10 protein-coding genes and 1 pseudogene are annotated in these 16,658 nt (G+C 59.4%); 7 read left to right on the forward strand and 4 right to left on the reverse strand.

Annotation, left to right across the window (positions count from 1 at the left end):
- Positions 1-82: 82 nt before the first annotated feature.
- Entirely contained in the window at positions 83-952 is an 870-nt protein-coding gene (locus RQ479_RS31530; protein ID WP_352467080.1) for a LysR family transcriptional regulator, read from the reverse strand.
- A gap of 225 nt (positions 953-1,177) precedes the next feature.
- On the opposite strand from RQ479_RS31530, the gene RQ479_RS31535 reads away from it, so the two are divergent.
- The 3 genes and pseudogenes from RQ479_RS31535 (at position 1,178) to RQ479_RS31545 (ending at position 2,328) form a co-directional block, all read left to right on the forward strand.
- Positions 1,178-1,333 carry a DUF1127 domain-containing protein gene (locus tag RQ479_RS31535; protein ID WP_352467081.1) on the forward strand — a complete coding sequence of 52 codons (156 nt, stop codon included), beginning with the start codon at positions 1,178-1,180 and terminating at the stop codon, positions 1,331-1,333.
- Between the two features lie 22 nt (positions 1,334-1,355).
- Positions 1,356-1,850, forward strand: a pseudogene (locus RQ479_RS31540) (aldo/keto reductase); the annotation flags it as partial.
- A 52-nt stretch (positions 1,851-1,902) separates the two neighbouring features.
- Entirely contained in the window at positions 1,903-2,328 is a 426-nt protein-coding gene (locus RQ479_RS31545; RefSeq protein ID WP_376703592.1) for an aldo/keto reductase, read from the forward strand.
- A gap of 160 nt (positions 2,329-2,488) precedes the next feature.
- Here RQ479_RS31545 and RQ479_RS31550 read toward each other — a convergent pair whose 3' ends face one another.
- Positions 2,489-4,654 (reverse strand): hypothetical protein, encoded by a 2,166-nt coding sequence (locus tag RQ479_RS31550; protein ID WP_376703593.1) that lies wholly within the window; start codon positions 4,652-4,654, stop codon positions 2,489-2,491.
- 759 nt (positions 4,655-5,413) lie between these two features.
- Positions 5,414-7,606, reverse strand: a complete 2,193-nt coding sequence (locus tag RQ479_RS31555) for a calcium-binding protein (RefSeq protein WP_376703594.1) — start codon at positions 7,604-7,606, stop codon at positions 5,414-5,416.
- Between the two features lie 900 nt (positions 7,607-8,506).
- Between RQ479_RS31555 and RQ479_RS31560 the strand changes: the two genes are divergently transcribed.
- Genes RQ479_RS31560 through RQ479_RS31575 form a run of 4 tightly spaced genes read left to right on the forward strand, consistent with a single transcriptional unit; the run spans position 8,507 to position 15,197 of the window.
- Positions 8,507-9,727 (forward strand): glycosyltransferase, encoded by a 1,221-nt coding sequence (locus tag RQ479_RS31560; RefSeq protein ID WP_376703595.1) that lies wholly within the window; start codon positions 8,507-8,509, stop codon positions 9,725-9,727.
- On the forward strand, positions 9,724-10,980 hold the full coding sequence (locus RQ479_RS31565) for an O-antigen ligase family protein (RefSeq protein WP_376703596.1): 1,257 nt from the start codon (positions 9,724-9,726) through the stop codon (positions 10,978-10,980). Before RQ479_RS31560 ends, RQ479_RS31565 begins: the two co-directional genes overlap by 4 nt.
- 4 nt (positions 10,981-10,984) lie before the next feature.
- Positions 10,985-12,979 (forward strand): asparagine synthase (glutamine-hydrolyzing), encoded by a 1,995-nt coding sequence (asnB, locus tag RQ479_RS31570; protein ID WP_376703597.1) that lies wholly within the window; start codon positions 10,985-10,987, stop codon positions 12,977-12,979.
- Between the two features lies 1 nt (position 12,980).
- Positions 12,981-15,197, forward strand: a complete 2,217-nt coding sequence (locus tag RQ479_RS31575; protein ID WP_376703598.1) for a GumC family protein — start codon at positions 12,981-12,983, stop codon at positions 15,195-15,197.
- Between the two features lie 318 nt (positions 15,198-15,515).
- Here the strand turns inward: RQ479_RS31575 and RQ479_RS31580 are convergent, their stop codons facing one another.
- Positions 15,516-16,658, reverse strand: a complete 1,143-nt coding sequence (locus tag RQ479_RS31580; protein ID WP_376703599.1) for a class I SAM-dependent methyltransferase — start codon at positions 16,656-16,658, stop codon at positions 15,516-15,518.

A 16,658-nucleotide genomic window follows, 5' to 3' on the forward strand; every position in this document is an offset into this window, starting at 1 on the left:
GTCCTCAACGGCGGCGGCACATCGTCCAACCAACCAAAATATCTGATTCTTGATCCACTGGCGGCCGATCGACGCCCGAGGCCTACCGGATCGGCGTCTCGCCGCGAAACAGTGGCTGGTGCGCCCGCATCAAGGCAGCGATCCGGTCGGCGACTTTCCGTACCGGCGGGGAGTGACGTTCCTCGTGATGGGTGACGATCCATTGGTCGGTTTCGAGTTCGGGGATAGGGTGAGCGACGCGAACCAGCCGCGGATCGCTGTCACCGACGAAGCACGGAAAGACCGAAAGCCCGGCGCCGGCGGCCACCAGTTCGCGCACCGAATGGGTGTTGTTGCCGCGTACGGCGATGCGGTCGCCGTGATGGGCTTGCAGCCAGCGCGCCGAGGCAATGTTTGCGCCTTCGCCGGTGACGCCGACGAACAATCCGGCGGCGATGCCGTTGATCAGGTGGCGTCCGGAATAAATGGCGTGGGCGACCTTGCCGCTCTGACGGCCGGCCAGCCACTGCTCGGTCGGGCGCTCGCTGCGGATACCGATGTCGGCGGCACGGCGGCCGATGTCGACCCGGTCGGTGGTGGTGACAAGCTCCACCCTTATGCCGTCATCGACCGTCCAGATCTCGCCGATATGGGCGGAAACGAAGGCCGAGGTCCATGGCCCGGCCGAGATGCGGACAATGCGGTCGGGCAGATTTCCCTCGCGCCAGCGGGTCAGCGACTGCATTGCCGCCTCGACGTCTTCGGCGCGCCGCAGCAGTTCTTCCCCGACCGGGGTCAGCCGATAGCCGGTCTGCTGGCGCACGAACAGAGGTTCGCCGATCTGCTTTTCGAGCGCGGTGACGCGTCGTCCAAGGGTGGCTGCGCTGAGGCGCGTGGTTCCCGTCGCTGCGCTCAAGCCACCCAGCCGCGCAACGTCGAGAAACAACCTGAGATCGTCCCAGCCGATATCCATTTTGCAGAAATGAAAAACTCCTTGCGACCGTGGCTGTAGCGCGAAGCGAGCACCACGCGCAAGTATGGAGGCGTTGGACAATCCTGCTTGGCGGGGCGTGACAAGCGCCTCGGCTGGCCAAGAAGCGAACTCAACCCTTTCGATCGCGCATGCGATTGGCGCAGATGCTTTGCGCTTTCGATCAACCCAGGCGCGCGGGCATTCTGCGGGCCAAAGGAGACGATCATGTTGGATGAACTTCGATACCGTTTCGCCCGCTGGATTGCCTATCGCCAGACGCTTGCGAGCTTGAGGCAGGCCCGGGACAGCACACTGGCGGATGCCGGCATTTCTCGCGAAGAGATCCGCGAGCGTGCCCGCCGCGCCAGCTTGCGTCGTTGAGGAACCGGGCATGCAGATGATGATGCTTTGCGATGGCCGCTCGGTACCGCGCATCGGCATCGGCACCTGGGCGGCGGGTGGCCCCGCGCGCTGGCGTGACACGGCGACAGTCTATGGCGAGGTCGACGATGTCAGGTCGCAAGCCGCGCTGGCGATGGCCTATGAGATCGGGGCGCGGGTGTTCGACACGGCTGCCGCCTATGGCGCCGGCAATGCCGAACTGATCCTCGGGCGGGCGTTGAAGGGTAAGGACGAAGCCGTCATCGTCACCAAGGTCGGCTATTTCGGCGATCCCGAAACGCGCAAGATCGCACCCGAGGATGCCTCTGCCGCGGCGATCCGGACATCGATCGACAATTCGCGGCAGCGCCTGCAGCGCGATTGTATCGACGTCGTGCTGCTACATATCAACGAGTATCCGATCGAGCGCGCCGGCGAGGTGTTCGATACGCTCGGCCTGTTGCGCCAGGAGGGCAAGATCGGCGGCTTCGGCTGGAGCACCGATCACCGCGAAAGGCTTGCCGCCTACGCGCCGCGCGAGGGGTTCGTCGCCGTAGAGAACGACTTCAATGTGGTTTACCCCGGCGAACGAGCTGATGGCCGTTGCGGCGCGCGAGAACCTCGTCTCGTTCAGCCGGCTGCCGCTGGCAATGGGGCTGCTCACCGGCAAATACACGCCGGCCATGCGGCTGCCCACCAACGATGTGCGCGGCGGGAATGCCGAATGGATGGTGTTTTTCAGGGATGGCGCCGCCAACCCGCACTATCTGTCAAGGCTCTCGGCAATCCGCGACCTGCTCACCTCGGGCGGTCGCACGCTTGCGCAGGGCGCGCTCGGCTGGATACTCGCCAAGTCGGCAATCGCCCTGCCGGTTCCCGGCTTCACGCGGCCCGAGCAGGTCGAGGACAATCTCGGCGCGCTGGAAAAAGGGCCGCTGCCGGCAGCGGTGATGGCCGAGATCGACACCGTGCTGAAAATTGTCGAGACTGCTTAGAGTGTGGCGAATCCGAAATTCGCATTGGCGATAAGCGGCCAACTTCGATCTGTCGGATGTCCGCCGGTATCGCATCTTCCTTGGTCAAGCTTCCGTGGCGCAATTGAACAAAGACGGAGCGGCGGACACGACTCGAGTCGAAGGTCCGCCGCTCCGGTTTTTAGATCAAAGAGTGGTGCTGCCACGGAAGATGGGTGGCGAGCTGCGCTTGAGCTGCGCCGTCGACCGCGTCGCTGTCGAGAGAGAGCGACCCGGTTGAGCTGTCAAAGATGATGTGGTGGGAACCATCATCCGTGGCCGTACCAGCAGGGGTAGCATGCAATGAAAGCCCGCCCGACTTAAGCTCGGTAAGAGCGGATTGATCGAGGTGGAGCTTGTCCTGGAGCTTGCTGAAGTCGAAGGCATCGTTGCCTCCGTGACCGGACATGATCTCGGCGGCGGCGCCGTTCTTTGCCTGGGCGCCGACATTTTCATCGGGCTGGACGGTTTGCGCGAACCCTGGGCGGATCAGGCTGGTTGCCGTCTTGTCGGATGGGTCGTTGGTCGGGAGAAGCTCCGAGCCCGCCGAAAGAGAATGGCTCAACGCAGCCAACAGGCGGCCAACGCCGCCGTCCTCGCTTACCTTGTCGCCGGCATTATCGTGGTTGGTGTCCGTCGTGCTGCCGTCGCCGGCGAGGAGGTGCGACAGCGCGGTCTTGGTGTGACTGCCATCGCTGGTGGTAGCGCCGGAAGCGGCGGCATCAGTCGATCTGCCATTGCCGGCGAGGAGGTGCGAAAGCGCGGTCTTGCTATCACTGCCATCGCTGGTGGTGGCGCCGGAGGCGGCGGTGTCCGTCGAACTGCTATTGCCAGCGAGGAGGTGCGAAAGCGCGCTCTTGCTATCACTGCCATCGCTGGTGGTGGCGCCGGAGGCGGCGGTGTCCGTCGAACTGCTATTGCCAGCGAGGAGGTGCGAAAGGGCGCTCTTGCTATCACTGCCATCGCTGGTCGTAGCGCCGGAAGCGGCGATCGGAGTCGAAGTGCTGTCGCCGGTGGCGTCATGGGAAGGGGCAGTCACAGTCGAGCTGCTATCGCTGGTGGCGGTGTCGGAAGGGGGCGTCGCGGCAGCACTAGCGTCGCTGGTGGCGTGGGAAGGGGCAGTCACAGTCGAAGTGCTATCGCCGGTGTCGGAAGGGGGCGTCGCGGTAGCACTGGCGTCGCTGGTGGCGTGGGAGGGGGCAGTCACAGTCGAAGTGCTGTCGCTGGTGGCGGTGTCGGAAGGGGGCGTCGCGGTAGCACTGGCGTCGCTGGTGGCGTGGGAAGGGGCCGTCGCAGTCGAAGTGCTGTCGCTGGTGGCGGTGTCGGAAGGGGGCGTCGCGGTAGCACTGGCGTCGCTGGTGGCGTGGGAAGGGGCCGTCGCAGTCGAAGTGCTGTCGCTGGTGGCGGTGTCGGAAGGGGCAGTCGCAGTCGAAGTGCTGTCGCCGGTGGCGTCATGGGAAGGGGCAGTCACAGTCGAAGTGCTATCGCTGGTGGCGGCGTCGGAAGGGGGTGTCGCGGTAGCGCTGCCGTCGCTGGTGGTGGTGTCGGAAGGTTCGGCTCCGGTGGTAGCGAGGTTGTGCTCCCGGAAAACGGCTTGCAGTTCGGACGAGCTTTCAAGCGCGGTGTCGCCGTTCTGCGTTCCCCATTTATAGGTGTAGTCGAAGCCGGGCGTCGGCACCAGTGCGGCCCAATGATCGATCATGGTTTGCATCTGTTCGGGGGTGGGCATGACCTGTCTTCCGCCGTCGGAAGTCTCCCAGTTACCGCCGCCGAAGGCCTGATAGACCGGAACGATGTTGTTAGCCGGGATGCCGGATTTCACCGCTGCAGCCACGGCTCGATCGATCATGTCGTAGTCGACCGTGTCCGTTCCCGTGCGCACCGGATACGGGTCTATGCCGAAATAGTCGATATGCGTGTTGGCCGGATTGTAGGTATTCGTAAAATCCGGATTGGTCGGGGATCCCATGTTCATCATGGTGATGAAGGTCTTGGCGCCTGGAAAATGCTCATGGATCCAGTCGGATTCCGCCTTCAGGTTCTCAGCGGTTGCATAGGTGCCCCACCTGCCGGTGGGATCGGGCTCGTCAACAAGATAGAACCCAAACACATTCGGATTGCCAAGGAAGGGGGTCATTTTCTCGATGAAGGATGAGGTTACGCCCTCGTGCTCATTGAGATACACCAGACCCTTCGTGCCATCCGGCAATGCATCGACCTGGCTAGCATATTGAACGTCGGCCAAATTGAAGCCGGCGGTTGCAATTTCGGTGGCGGAACCACCCGAGGTGTAGTGCAGAGTTGCCATCCAATATTCCTTTTTTCTCGTTCGATAGCGCCCGAGGCCTACCTACTAGAGGGTGTATATTAGCACCAAATCACATACAGACACCCGTTGATAGAATCATTGACCGTTTGTAGGAATGCTGCATGCATTGTGGCTTATTTTGACAAAACCGATTGTAGACAAGAAATTTATCGCTTTCTGAGGTCACAATCCCGGCGGAATCGCGACATTATTTTGAAGCAGCTGTAGATTCGCAACTCATGACGTTTGTATTACGGGGACGTTACATTATTGGTCTGTTTTGATTTATAAATTTACCTTACGAGATGAAAATAAAACAGACGTTAACCTAAGAGCCAAGCCGCTCCGCAGTCTCACTGCCGCAAGCAATTAGTTGTGGACAATTCGTAGGCATCTGCGCGCTCATCATCTTATATCGGTCGGCAGATCTCCGTGATCGAGATCAAATCAATGTAGGAAACCGCTCAAGGTGAGAATAGGGGCGGTTCCCAGTTGGTGCGCCTGCCGCACTCGCCCATGAGGAAGACTTTAAGCGACATCAAAACTGTTCGGCCGAGGGAAGCGGGTCGCGAACCGCGCCGAGTAAACTCGGTGGCGGGCAGATTCAAAGCCACCCTTCAATGATGCCCTGCTAGCGAACCCGTTGGGTGATGAAGGTTGAGCACCACCCGAACGGTCACTACGTTTGGAAAAATCCGGTGCTTGAACAAAGACGGAGCGGCGGACCGGCTTGAGCAGAAGGTCCGCCGTTCCGGTCGTTCAGATCACAAGAAACGAACCTGCCGCAAGCGACAGACCTGGAGAGAGAGTGGCGAACTGTATTTGAGCTGCGCCACCGATCCCGTCGCTGTCGAAAGAGAGCGCGCCGGTTGAGCTGTTGTAGATGATATGGTCGGAGCTATCATGCGCGGCCGTGCCAGCAAAGAAAGCATCGGATGAAAGGCCACCAAGCTTAAGCCCGGCAAAAACCGCGTCGTCGAGCTGGATCTTGTCCTGGAGCTTGTTGAAGTCGGTGATCCTGTCGATATTGCCGGCCCCAAGAGCGCTGTTGAACACGAATGCATCGTTGCCTCCGTTACCGGTCAAGATGTCGGCACCTCGTCCGCCGTTGATTACATTGGCGCCGGCATTGCCCAGGATGGTCTGGCTGAACTCGTTTCCGCTGAGGTTCATTGCCGTCGTGTCGGACGGATACCTTGCAGCGAGAAGCTCGATCTGGGACCCCGTCGAAAGCGCATGGCTCACCGAAGTGATCACCCTGTCGGAGCCGCCGCCCACGGCCTCGATGACCTTGTCGCCGGCATTGTCGACATAGTAGGTGTCGTTGCCACCATAGCCGCTCATCATGTCGGCGCCGCCAAGGCCGTTGATGACATTGGCGCCGGCATTGCCCTGGATCGTCTGGGCAAAGCCGTTGCCGTTGAGGTTTATTGCCGTCGTGCCGGCCGGATTGCTGGTGGCGAGAAGCTCGATCTCCGAGCCGGCCGCAAGAGCATGGCTCACCGAAGTGATCACCCTGTCGGAGCCGCCGCCCACGGCCTCGATGACCTTATCGCCGGCATCGTCGACATAGTAGGTGTCGTTGCCACCATAGCCGCTCATCATGTCGGCGCCGCCAAGGCCGTTGATGACATTGGCGCCGGCGTTGCCCAGGATGGTCTGGCTGAACTCGTTGCCGCTGAGGTTCATTGGCGTCGTGTCGGATGGGTACCTTGCAGCGAGAAGCTCGATCTGGGAGCCCGTCGAAAGCGCATGGCTCACCGAAGTGATCACTCTGTCGGAGCCGCCGCCCACGGCCTCGATGACCTTGTCGCCGGCATTGTCAACATAATAGGTGTCGTTGCCACCATAGCCGCTCATCATGTCGGCGCCGCCAAGGCCGTTGATGACATTGGCGCCGGCATTGCCCTGGATCGTCTGGGCAAAGCCGTTGCCGTTGAGGTTTATTGCCGTCGTGCCGGCCGGATTGCTGGTGGCGAGAAGCTCGATCTCGGAGCCAGCCGCAAGCGCATGACTTACTGACGCGAATGCTTTGTCGGTACCGCCACCCGCCGCCTCGATCTCCTTATCGCGGACATCCTCGACATAATAGGTATCATTGCCGCCATAACCGATCATCGTGTGGCCGCCGGCGCCGTGGAACACATCGTCGCCGCTGGTGCCGTACAAGGTGTCGCTTGTGTCGACGGGAGGCGGTTCGGTCCCGGTGGTAGCGAGGTTGTGCTCCCGGAAAACGGCTTGCAGTTCCGGAGAGCTTTCAAGAGCGGTGTCGCCGTTCTGCGTTCCCCATTTGTAGGTGTAGTCGAAGGCAGGTGACGGCACCAGTGCGGCCCAATGATCGATCATGATTTGCATCTGTTCGGGGGTGGGCATGACCTGTCTTCCGCCGTCGGAAGTCTCCCAGTTACCGCCGCCGAAGGCCTGATAGACCGGAACGATGTTGTTAGCCGGGATGCCGGATTTCACCGCTGCAGCCACGGCTCGATCGATCATGTCGTAGTCGACCGTGTCCGTTCCCGTGCGCACCGGATACGGGTCTATGCCGAAATAGTCGATATGCGTGTTGGCCGGATTGTAGGTATTCGTAAAATCCGGATTGGTCGGGGATCCCATGTTCATCATGGTGATGAAGGTCTTGGCGCCTGGAAAATGCTCATGGATCCAGTCGGATTCCGCCTTCAGGTTCTCAGCGGTTGCATAGGTGCCCCACCTGCCGGTGGGATCGGGCTCGTCAACAAGATAGAACCCAAACACATTCGGATTGCCAAGGAAGGGGGTCATTTTCTCGATGAAGGATGCGGTTACGCCCTCATGCTCATTGAGATAGACCAGGCCTTTCATGCCATCCGGCAATGCGTTGACCAGCGAAACATACTGAACGTCAGCCAGATTGAAGCCGGCGGTTGCGATTTCGGTGGCGGATCCACCCGATGCATAGTGCAGAGTTGCCATCCAATATTCCTTTGTCTCATTCGATAGCGCCCCGGAGCTTGCCTACTAGAGGGTGTATATTAGCGCCAAATCACATACCTGCAGGCTCTGATAGAATGATTGATCGCCAACAGGAATGCTGCACGGAAGGAGAAATCTAAATAGAGATATTCAATGATATCAAGAATATCATCGCTTTAAGCCCGTATATCTATCAAGATTATCTGATTTAATTGGAAATCGGTAGTTTCATTGTCTAAAAAGGTAGCTTGCGTGTTGCGGAATTGAATTGTGAACTAAATTTTTTATTTAGCTGTTAACTTGCCAATTTACAGATCAGACGAACATTTAATCTAAGAGCCAAGCCCCTCCACAGTCTCATTGCCGCAACCAATTAGTTGTGGACAATTCGTAGGCGTCTGCACGCTTGTCGCGGGATATCGGTCGGCAGATCAGGTTTCCGACATCGGGAGGGGTCGAATCGGCTTATCCGCTGGTCGCAGGAGGCAAGTCGCGTCGGGCGTTGTGGCTGAGGGGGGGCTGATCATCATGCCTGGTAGCACGCGGACCGGACAGGGAGCTTAGGAATCCCAGCGCAGAGCAGCCGTACAGCGCACGACTGTCGGAAGCGCTTTCTTCGCTTGTCTTATCAGTGGCGAGTCCGGCTTGGCAGAACTCCCTTGAGTTCGAGGCGCAATTCATCCGCGTACCAACAAGGTGCCGCCGAGGTGCTTCGCGATATGCGTAAGGCCGTGATCCCAATGCGGTTTACCTCATTCAAACAGACGAGGACAGTAGGCAAGCCTCCTCCTACCGTACCCTTTCACGCGCACAGAAGTAACGAAGCAAAACCATGAAAGCAGATGCGAAAGGCAGTTACTTCACGCGACCGAAACACGGCGCACGGACGGGAGCTTCGGGATGAATCCGCATCTCGTTTGTGTGGGAGGCGAAGATCACGCCCTGAGAATTCCGTTCCTAATGTCGCTGCGCGAAAGCGGCTTCCGGGTCACTGCAGTTTCGACCGGTGATGAGGCCGCGTTTTTGCGGCATGGCATTCCGCATCGCCGCTACGGTTTCGATCGATTTGCCAGCGGCAGTGGCGAGTGGACCGCCGTAAGAGCGATTCGGAAACTGGTTGCGGAACTCCGGCCTGACATCATCCAAAGTTTCGACACCAAGCCTAACCTGCTGGCGCCGTTTTCGGTGCGCGGAACGGTGCCGGTCGTGCGCACGATCAACGGCCTGGGCTGGACATTCTCCTCGCTGGAACCGCGGGCTCTGGCCTTGCGTCCAATCTTTTGCGGACTGCAATGGCTTGCCTCCTTCTGGACGGCAGCGACGGTGTTTCAGAACCGGGACGATGAGGCTTTCTTCAAGCGCTTTCGATTGATTGAACCCGGCAGCGGAAGAGTGATCCGCAGTTCTGGCATCGACGTCGATGCGTTCGCCATGGCGAGGCACCTTGCTCCGCCGGCAACGAAAATGCGCCAGGAACTCGGGCTCCAGTCAGCGGAGATCGTGATTTTTGTGGGCCGGCTGACCCGCCAGAAGGGCATCCCGATACTGCTTCAAGCAGTCCCCCGCGTCCTTTCCAAAAGGCCTAATGCTCGTTTCGTGCTTGTCGGCCCTTGGGAGTCCGAAGGTCCATTTGCAGTCGACAAGTCGGAAATCGATCGACATGCTCCTCATGTCATCGCGCTTGGCCCACGACGCGATGTTCCAGCACTTCTTGGCATGGCCGACGTGTTCGCCTTCCCCACACAATATCGAGAAGGAATCCCGCGCGTCCTGCTCGAGGCAGGGCTGGCGGGATTGCCCATCATCGCCTCAAAGATGCCCGGCTGCAATGAAGTGGTCGAGGATGGATGGAACGGCTACCTTGTCCAACCGCACGACGCCGATGGTCTTGCATCTCGAATAGTTGACATCCTGTCCGACCGCAGTCACGGAAAAGTCATGGGCGGTCGTTCTGTCGAACTCGTCCGGGAGCAGTTCGCGCTGCCGCGGGTGGTGGCCCAATATTGCGATCTGTACAAAAATATCCTTGGCGCCAAATCCCACAGCGATCTCGCCCGACCGGCGTCTCCGATCTTAATTGGAGAGGGTGCTGTCAGTAGTAGATTGGATGTGAGCCGATGATCCGGGACGCGATCCTGGCCTGCGGCCTCGCAATGACCTATGCGGTGCAACTCGACATTCCTGGGTCGCCCTTGGGGATTGGCGAACTACTCCTCGTACTTTGGATCATGCTGTCGATTGGGCGCGTACTCGCCGGCGGTCACCTGGAGACCAGGCCGGCGCTGACACGCCTTGTGAGCTTCTGGACGATCATGGCGCTTGCTCTCGGGGTCGGCACCGTCGTCGGCTATCTGACCACAGTTCTATATCTGACGGGCCTGATGCACGATACGATGGCCTACCTGCTGTTGGTCGGCATCACCTGCCTTGCCGCTGCAGAACCCGAGGCTGATCGCCGTCTGCGTCGTACTGGCTGGTGGGTTGTGGGCATCGCGAATATGGCCCTTGCCATTCAGCTGGGACAGGGTTGGGGCTGGATCCCCCGAGCTGGCGTCGATCCCTGGTACTGGGACCGCTTTCGTGGCTGGTCGCATAATCCAAACCAGCTCGCGCTCTACTGCGCAATCTTTGGCCCCCTAGCCTTGCATCTTGCGACCACCACCAGCAACCGATGGGGCAGGTTTCTTGGGATCGCCAGCTTGCTCCTGACTTTCTATGTCGGGAGGCTGACAAAGAGCGATACCTATTTGTACACCAGCATCCTGACCTGCCTGACATTCCTCGGGCTGCGGATCAGGACATGGCTCAAGACCGGTGGCAACGGGATCAGCTTTTCACGGCAAGCCGTCCTCCTGTTGCTTGTCGGTATCCTTCCGTTGGCGATGGCGATAACCCCCTATGCCGTAACGGAGGCGAGCGTCCTCGAAAACTTCGCCAAGGGCCTGACCAAGGACAAGGGCGGCGAGGCTACTGCGGAAACCGCCGCGCTCCGCGTGCATCTCTGGGACGAAGCGTTGGAGAAGGGCGCCGAATCCGGATCGCTTGGCCTAGGTCCAGGTCCGCATCTCGAGCGCCCATCAGTGTTCGACTCGCAATTTCTGGAACGACCCTTCGAGGCTCACAACACGATCCTCGACCTGTACACTCAAGGTGGTCTCATTGCGGTTCTGGCGCTGGTCTGGATCGTCGGCGCCGCCATCATGTCGGTGTGGCGTGCGAAGCTCGACGCGCTGTTAGCGCTCGTGGTGTCAATCATCATCTTCGGAATGCCGCACCTGATCATCCGCCACCCGATCGTGTGGTTTGCGCTGACCATCTGCCTTGTCGCCGGTACGCCGAAAGCAGTTTCTGCAATCTCCAACAATCCGGGGTAATGGTATGTGTGGTATTGCCGGAATTCTTCTTGCATCCGATTCAGCGGACACGAGGCCGCTCAGGGCAATAGAGCAGATGACGGCCGCACTTCGCCACCGCGGGCCGGATGGCGAGGCATTCTGGGTAAACTGTGAATCGGGTGTCGCCTTCGGTCACAGGCGGCTGGCCATCGTTGACCTATCGGAGGCTGGCCGTCAGCCGATGCATTCCGAAAGCGGCCGATATGTCATCACCTTCAACGGCGAAATATACAATTTCCGTGATTTGCGCCGTGAGCTGGAGAGTACAGGCCATCATTTTCGGAGCGCCAGCGATACCGAAGTCATGCTCGCCGCAGTTGAGAGTTGGGGCCTCGAAAAAGCACTCACGCGTTTCGCCGGCATGTTCGCTTTAGGATTATGGGACCTTAAGACAAGGACGCTCCATCTCGCCCGCGACCGAATGGGCAAAAAGCCGCTTTATGTCGCCTCAACACGCGATGCACTTGTTTTTGCTTCCGAGTTGAAGGCGATCAACCGTTTTCCAGGGTTTTGCCAGGAGCTCGATATGGATGCGGCCGCGGCAATGCTTTCGAAGGGATGGGTACCGGATGACAGCTGCATTTGGCGAGGCGTATTCAAGCTGCCGCCGGGTTCGGTCCTGTCGGTAACGGCCGCTGAGTTCTCCGGGGAACGCAGTGTCGCGTCCCTGTCGCATCGCATTCGACACTGGTGGTCGCTGGCCGAAGCCGCCACGAAAGGACGGACGGAGCAGGTCGCCGGCAGCGACGAGGAACTCACCGATGAACTGGACGGCCTGCTTCGGCTTGCCGTTCGGGAGCGCATGATCGCTGACGTCCCGCTGGGGGCCTTCCTGTCGGGCGGAATAGACAGCTCGACGGTTGTGGCCCTGATGCAGGCTCAATCGGAAAAGCCTGTGCGAACGTTCACGATCGCTTTCGGAGAGGGCGGGTTCGATGAGGCTCCCCACGCCGCGGAAGTCGCTCGGCATCTGGGCACCGACCATACCGAACTCCACCTTTCGGCTGCCGTAGCGCGCGACGTCATTCCAGAACTGCCGCAGATCTGGGATGAGCCTTTCGCTGACGAATCGCAGATACCAACTCTGCTGGTGGCGCGGCTCGCCCGCCGGCACGTTACGGTGGCTCTGTCGGGCGACGGTGGCGATGAATGCTTCGCCGGCTACGCCCGCCACTTCATGGCGGCCCGTCTGCGACGACAGCATACTCTGCCGTCAGCACTGCGTCGGGCGCTCGCGGCAGGCACTGGGTTACTGGTCCGTGCAGCCCGTCACGATCTCGTCGGCAAGCTGCCGCTTTCGGAGGGTGCACGGCATGCGCTTCGGGGGGATCGGCTGAATCGCCTAGCTCAGCTCCTCGCTGCAGCCAATGAGGACGAGTTGTATCGGCGGCTTACGGGATCATCGACCGAGAACCTGAGCCTCCACCAGCCACCCTCATCAATTCACGTCGAGCACCGGCTTGATGGGCTGCTGTCCCGGCTTTTGTATGACGATATGGCCGGATACCTGCCCGGGGATATATTGGTGAAGCTGGACCGCGCCAGCATGGCCAACAGCCTCGAGGGGCGGTGCCCGCTGCTCGATCATCGTGTTGTCGAATTTGCCTGGCGCCTGCCGACGAATACGAAGGTTCGGAATGGCAAAGGCAAGTGGATCCTTCGTCAGTTGTTGCGCCGGTACGTTCCGCAGCGGCTGATCGAGCGGCCGAAGCAGGGTTTTGATGTTCCCATAGCAGTCTGGCTGAGAGGCCCGCTGCTCAGTTGGGCAAACGATCTTGTCGCCGATATGCGCTTGTCCGGAGACGGGATTTTCGACCTTGCGGAGGTCGATGCGTGCTGGCGCGATCACGTTGATGGCAGGCACGACCATTCTCGCAAATTGTGGCCCGCTTTGATGTTCCAGGCCTGGCACAACGAGGCAAGGCGGCCATCGCCGCCCGCAACGGGTTCTCGCGTGCCCGAACTTACAGGAGATTAAGATGGAAGGGTCCATAGTTAGCCGCATCCACCTTCCGCACGTTAACGAAATGCACGTGCCTGCGCGCGAAATCGCTCCGCGCATGAAACGTCCGCTACGCGAACAGATGGACACGCAAACCCCGTTCCATCAGCTCCTCGTTACCCTGGCAAGAAAAAAATGGTTCCTGATGACCATGGTCGTCAGCGGCGGCGTATTAGCCGCGCTTGCCGGTCTTGCACGGCCTGCCCTGTATGAAGCCACCACACAGGTGATCGTCGACGCACCCAGCAGAGCGGGACCTGCCGGCGGCCTGGTCTCTGCTCAGGATGCGGTGGATTCCAGCATTGACGACCATATAACCATGCTCTCGTCGCAAGGCCATCTGCGAAGCGTGGTGGCAGCGTTGCGCAAAACGGACGCTCTCAACAGTACTACAAAGGTTGATGCTGGCACCGAAAATTCTGCTGCTAACCCTGCGGGCCTTGAGCCGCCGACGTTGCGCTCGGGTACAGCCGATCTGCTGGCCAAAATTTGGCCGCGAAGCACTCCGGCGGAGCCAGATGCGGCTGAACTCAAGATACTGCGCAAGGGTATAAGGATCGGCCAGGAGCTGCGATCGAGGGTCATCAGTGTCGGCTTCACCGATCACGATCCGGCGCGGGCCGCCTTGATCGCCAACACGTTCGCCCAAGTGTATATTGGCGATCTGGCGAGGAAAAGCCAAGCATCGGACAGACTGGAACTTGAATCGATAGTTGCCGGACTTCCAGCTACACAAAACAGTCTCGCAGAAGCGACCGATCGTCTTGAGAGGTATCGGCTGAGCCATGGCGCGGTCGACCAAGGTGCAGCGGACAATGCCGCCAAAGAGATAGTCGAACTTACCCAGCAAATCTCCTTGTCGAAAGCGGATCTCTCCGCATCGGAATCTCGACTCCAACACATTCAGGACTTGCGAAAGCGGGGCGCGTCGGTTGCCTCGATCGCCGAAGCCGTCGGATCACCCGTGCTGGCCGATCTCTTGGCACGCCAGGCCAACGACACGACAGATGAGGACGTCACAGATGCGATCGACCGTCAGATTGACCAAGAAATCGCCAGCGCCGCTGCCGAGGCCAACATCTATCGCTCTCAGATTGCGGCGCTGCAAAAGCGCAAGGATGTCCTGGATGCGGTCGTAGCCGATACAGCCGGCCGGCTTTCCGGATTGCGCGCTCTCGAGCCGCAGGTCAGCATCCTGACGCAGCGCTACAACGACCTTTTGACCCGGCAACAAGACTTGACGCGGCGTATTGCAAGTCCATCCCCCGGAGTCAGGCTTCTCTCAGCGGCGTGGCCCCCTACCAATCCAACGACTCTTTCGCCAATATTTCTTATTCCGCCCGGCATGGTCGTGTTTGGCCTGATTGGGGGGATATTCATACTTGTCCGCCAACGCTTCGATAGCACCTTGCGCGGAGAGGCCGAAGCTGAAGCAGCGCTCAAGGTTCCGTGCCTCGGGCTAATACCCCAGGCTGCCACAACGCACGCGAGGCGACTGCAGCAGCTGGTTTCAGGCCAGCAGGAGTCCAGATACAGCCGCGCCGTGACGGCCCTGCTTGTCGCCGCGGCGCCCCAACGGGCGAGGGATTGCTCGAACATAATCTTGATAACATCCTGCGGTGAGGATGATGGCAAGACCGAGCTCGCATGGAGCATGGCCTTGGCGGCCACCAGACTTGGAGGGCGAGTACTCTTTATTGATCTGGACCGCACGGACCGCCGCCTTACAGGCGAGTTTGTGAAGGAATTCAGCGCACGTAAGCCGCACAATTTTTTCGGAGACTATATCAGTGACCGTTGTGCGCTGCACGATGCGATAGCTGGAATGTCGGCAATCGGAATCGATTTCATGGCGCTCGCACCGTCGGAGGATCTGCTGCCCTTGCTGTCCAGTGTCGACGGCTCCCCTTTCAAAGATGAACTGCACTCGGTCTATCGGGTGGTCATCATAAATGGACCGCTGGGGCTTGAGGGACCAGAGGCCAGACTCCTGACAGGCTGGGGTGACGTGGTTCTTTTCGCCGTTCGCTGGGCGAAAACGCGACGCAGCATCGCGCGAGGCGTTCTAGACCTGCTTGCGGGCGATACGCCAGCTTCGGTTCCCGTCGCAAGCGTTCTCACGAAGGTTAATCTCAGGAAGCACTCGGGTTACCGATTCGGGGACAGCGCCGATCTCTTGCTGGAGAGGGCATGACGAGCTCGGCTTTTATTGTCGGGTACTTCCCACCGCCGCCTGGTTGAAAATCACCGCTTTAGGCGCTGCGCCGATCGACTGCCGGCGCGGGCCATTCGTCAGTAGCCGGGATTGCCGCGGAGAGGTCCATCCGGAGCGTGGGTCCGATGTGTCACAACGAAACCTACTGGCCAGGAGCCGCCGGACCGGCATTCATGAATTCCGGAACCCACACCTGAGGCGACGCCCCTGACGCCGTCCTTCATCTGCTTGGCAGGTCCCGCAGCCTGGTGGTGTCAAAATCACCTTCCCGCTGCAAGCGGCGTGGCGCACCGCTCATTACTGCTTGGCTTGGCGATGAATCCGTAGCGCAGGTGACGAGACTTTGTCGATTTTCGCCCAGAGTGCGCTCCCGCCCATCGTAGATGCGTTCCTGATGGCGTATGCCCATGCCGGCAAGCGTGACGGTGAAATCGCAAGGGCAGTCAAACCTTGCGCCATTCGTTGCGCTTTGCTTCGCGGCAGGGCCCGCACGAACTCACTCACACTACCTGGTTTTTGTCCCTTTCGCAAAAAGCTGTGGACGATGTCTTGCTTCAGGAATTTGGCGAGATTGAACGGCTCGCGCTCGCATTTGCTCAATTGCAAGCCGTGCCGCCGGCACATGGCATCGAAGGCTTCTTTCGTCCATCGGCCAATGTGGTTTGGTGGCATGTCTACGAGCGAGCCGTGAGACTCCATATAGTACGTTCTGTTTTCATTTGGCACGGCAATGAAGGCAGATCCTTGCGCGTTCAGAAGATATTTTAAGCGAGCAAAAACCTCATCCACTTGGTCCATATGCTCGAAGACCTGAAACATGAAAATAAAATCGAAGGCCTCTTTCATAGAATCGAAGCTGCCCTCCCGAAAATCGCTCGCAAAGGTCTTGAAGCCTTTTGACGCCAAAACTGATCGCGCCGTTTCGTTGTAGTCGACCGCAGAAATATCTGAAGTATGGAAGAATTTGTTGTTGATGCGGTCGAGAAAATACCCGAACCCCGATCCCACTTCGAGAGCAGTCTTTCCGCCAGTATTCAGGCCCGCGAGCTCTTCGATTGTCCTTGCATATTCCCATTTCATAGTTGGATACGAAGGGTACGCCCAGGCTAAGTTATAAAACTCAAAGCCTCCGGCGACGAACGGATCTGCGAAACCGAATCCGCAATCTGCGCATTTGCGAATGTCGCAAGTGTTACTGCCCCAGAGATCCGACAGGTGGCTTGTTAACTTTCGAGAGCGATCAGGGTCCTGACGCGGATTGATGAAATGTCGAGAGGCCTCGTCTGCTGTCACTTCGAACAATTTTGCGGTTGATACACTGCCACACGCCGGACAAATGGTCATCTCGCTATCCCCAAAAGCTGGACGAAGGAACGTCGCCTTCGACGGTATAGAATGCACACCGGCCGGCCCGCCGCGGGCGCTCGACGCCGCCGCCAC

This window comes from Mesorhizobium sp. ISC25 (genome assembly GCF_042295465.1).
Taxonomy (GTDB): domain Bacteria; phylum Pseudomonadota; class Alphaproteobacteria; order Rhizobiales; family Rhizobiaceae; genus Mesorhizobium.

What these genes read in the sequence shown, in the direction of transcription:
- asnB (WP_376703597.1), top strand. Translation starts at nt 10,985, where the DNA reads ATGTGTGGTATTGCCGGAATTCTTCTTGCATCCGATTCAGCGGACACG.
- RQ479_RS31575 (WP_376703598.1), top strand. Translation starts at nt 12,981, where the DNA reads ATGGAAGGGTCCATAGTTAGCCGCATCCACCTTCCGCACGTTAACGAA.
- RQ479_RS31545 (WP_376703592.1), top strand. Translation starts at nt 1,903, where the DNA reads ATGTGGTTTACCCCGGCGAACGAGCTGATGGCCGTTGCGGCGCGCGAG.
- RQ479_RS31535 (WP_352467081.1), top strand. Translation starts at nt 1,178, where the DNA reads ATGTTGGATGAACTTCGATACCGTTTCGCCCGCTGGATTGCCTATCGC.
- RQ479_RS31530 (WP_352467080.1), bottom strand. Translation starts at nt 952, where the DNA reads ATGGATATCGGCTGGGACGATCTCAGGTTGTTTCTCGACGTTGCGCGG.
- RQ479_RS31550 (WP_376703593.1), bottom strand. Translation starts at nt 4,654, where the DNA reads ATGGCAACTCTGCACTACACCTCGGGTGGTTCCGCCACCGAAATTGCA.
- RQ479_RS31555 (WP_376703594.1), bottom strand. Translation starts at nt 7,606, where the DNA reads ATGGCAACTCTGCACTATGCATCGGGTGGATCCGCCACCGAAATCGCA.
- RQ479_RS31565 (WP_376703596.1), top strand. Translation starts at nt 9,724, where the DNA reads ATGATCCGGGACGCGATCCTGGCCTGCGGCCTCGCAATGACCTATGCG.
- RQ479_RS31560 (WP_376703595.1), top strand. Translation starts at nt 8,507, where the DNA reads ATGAATCCGCATCTCGTTTGTGTGGGAGGCGAAGATCACGCCCTGAGA.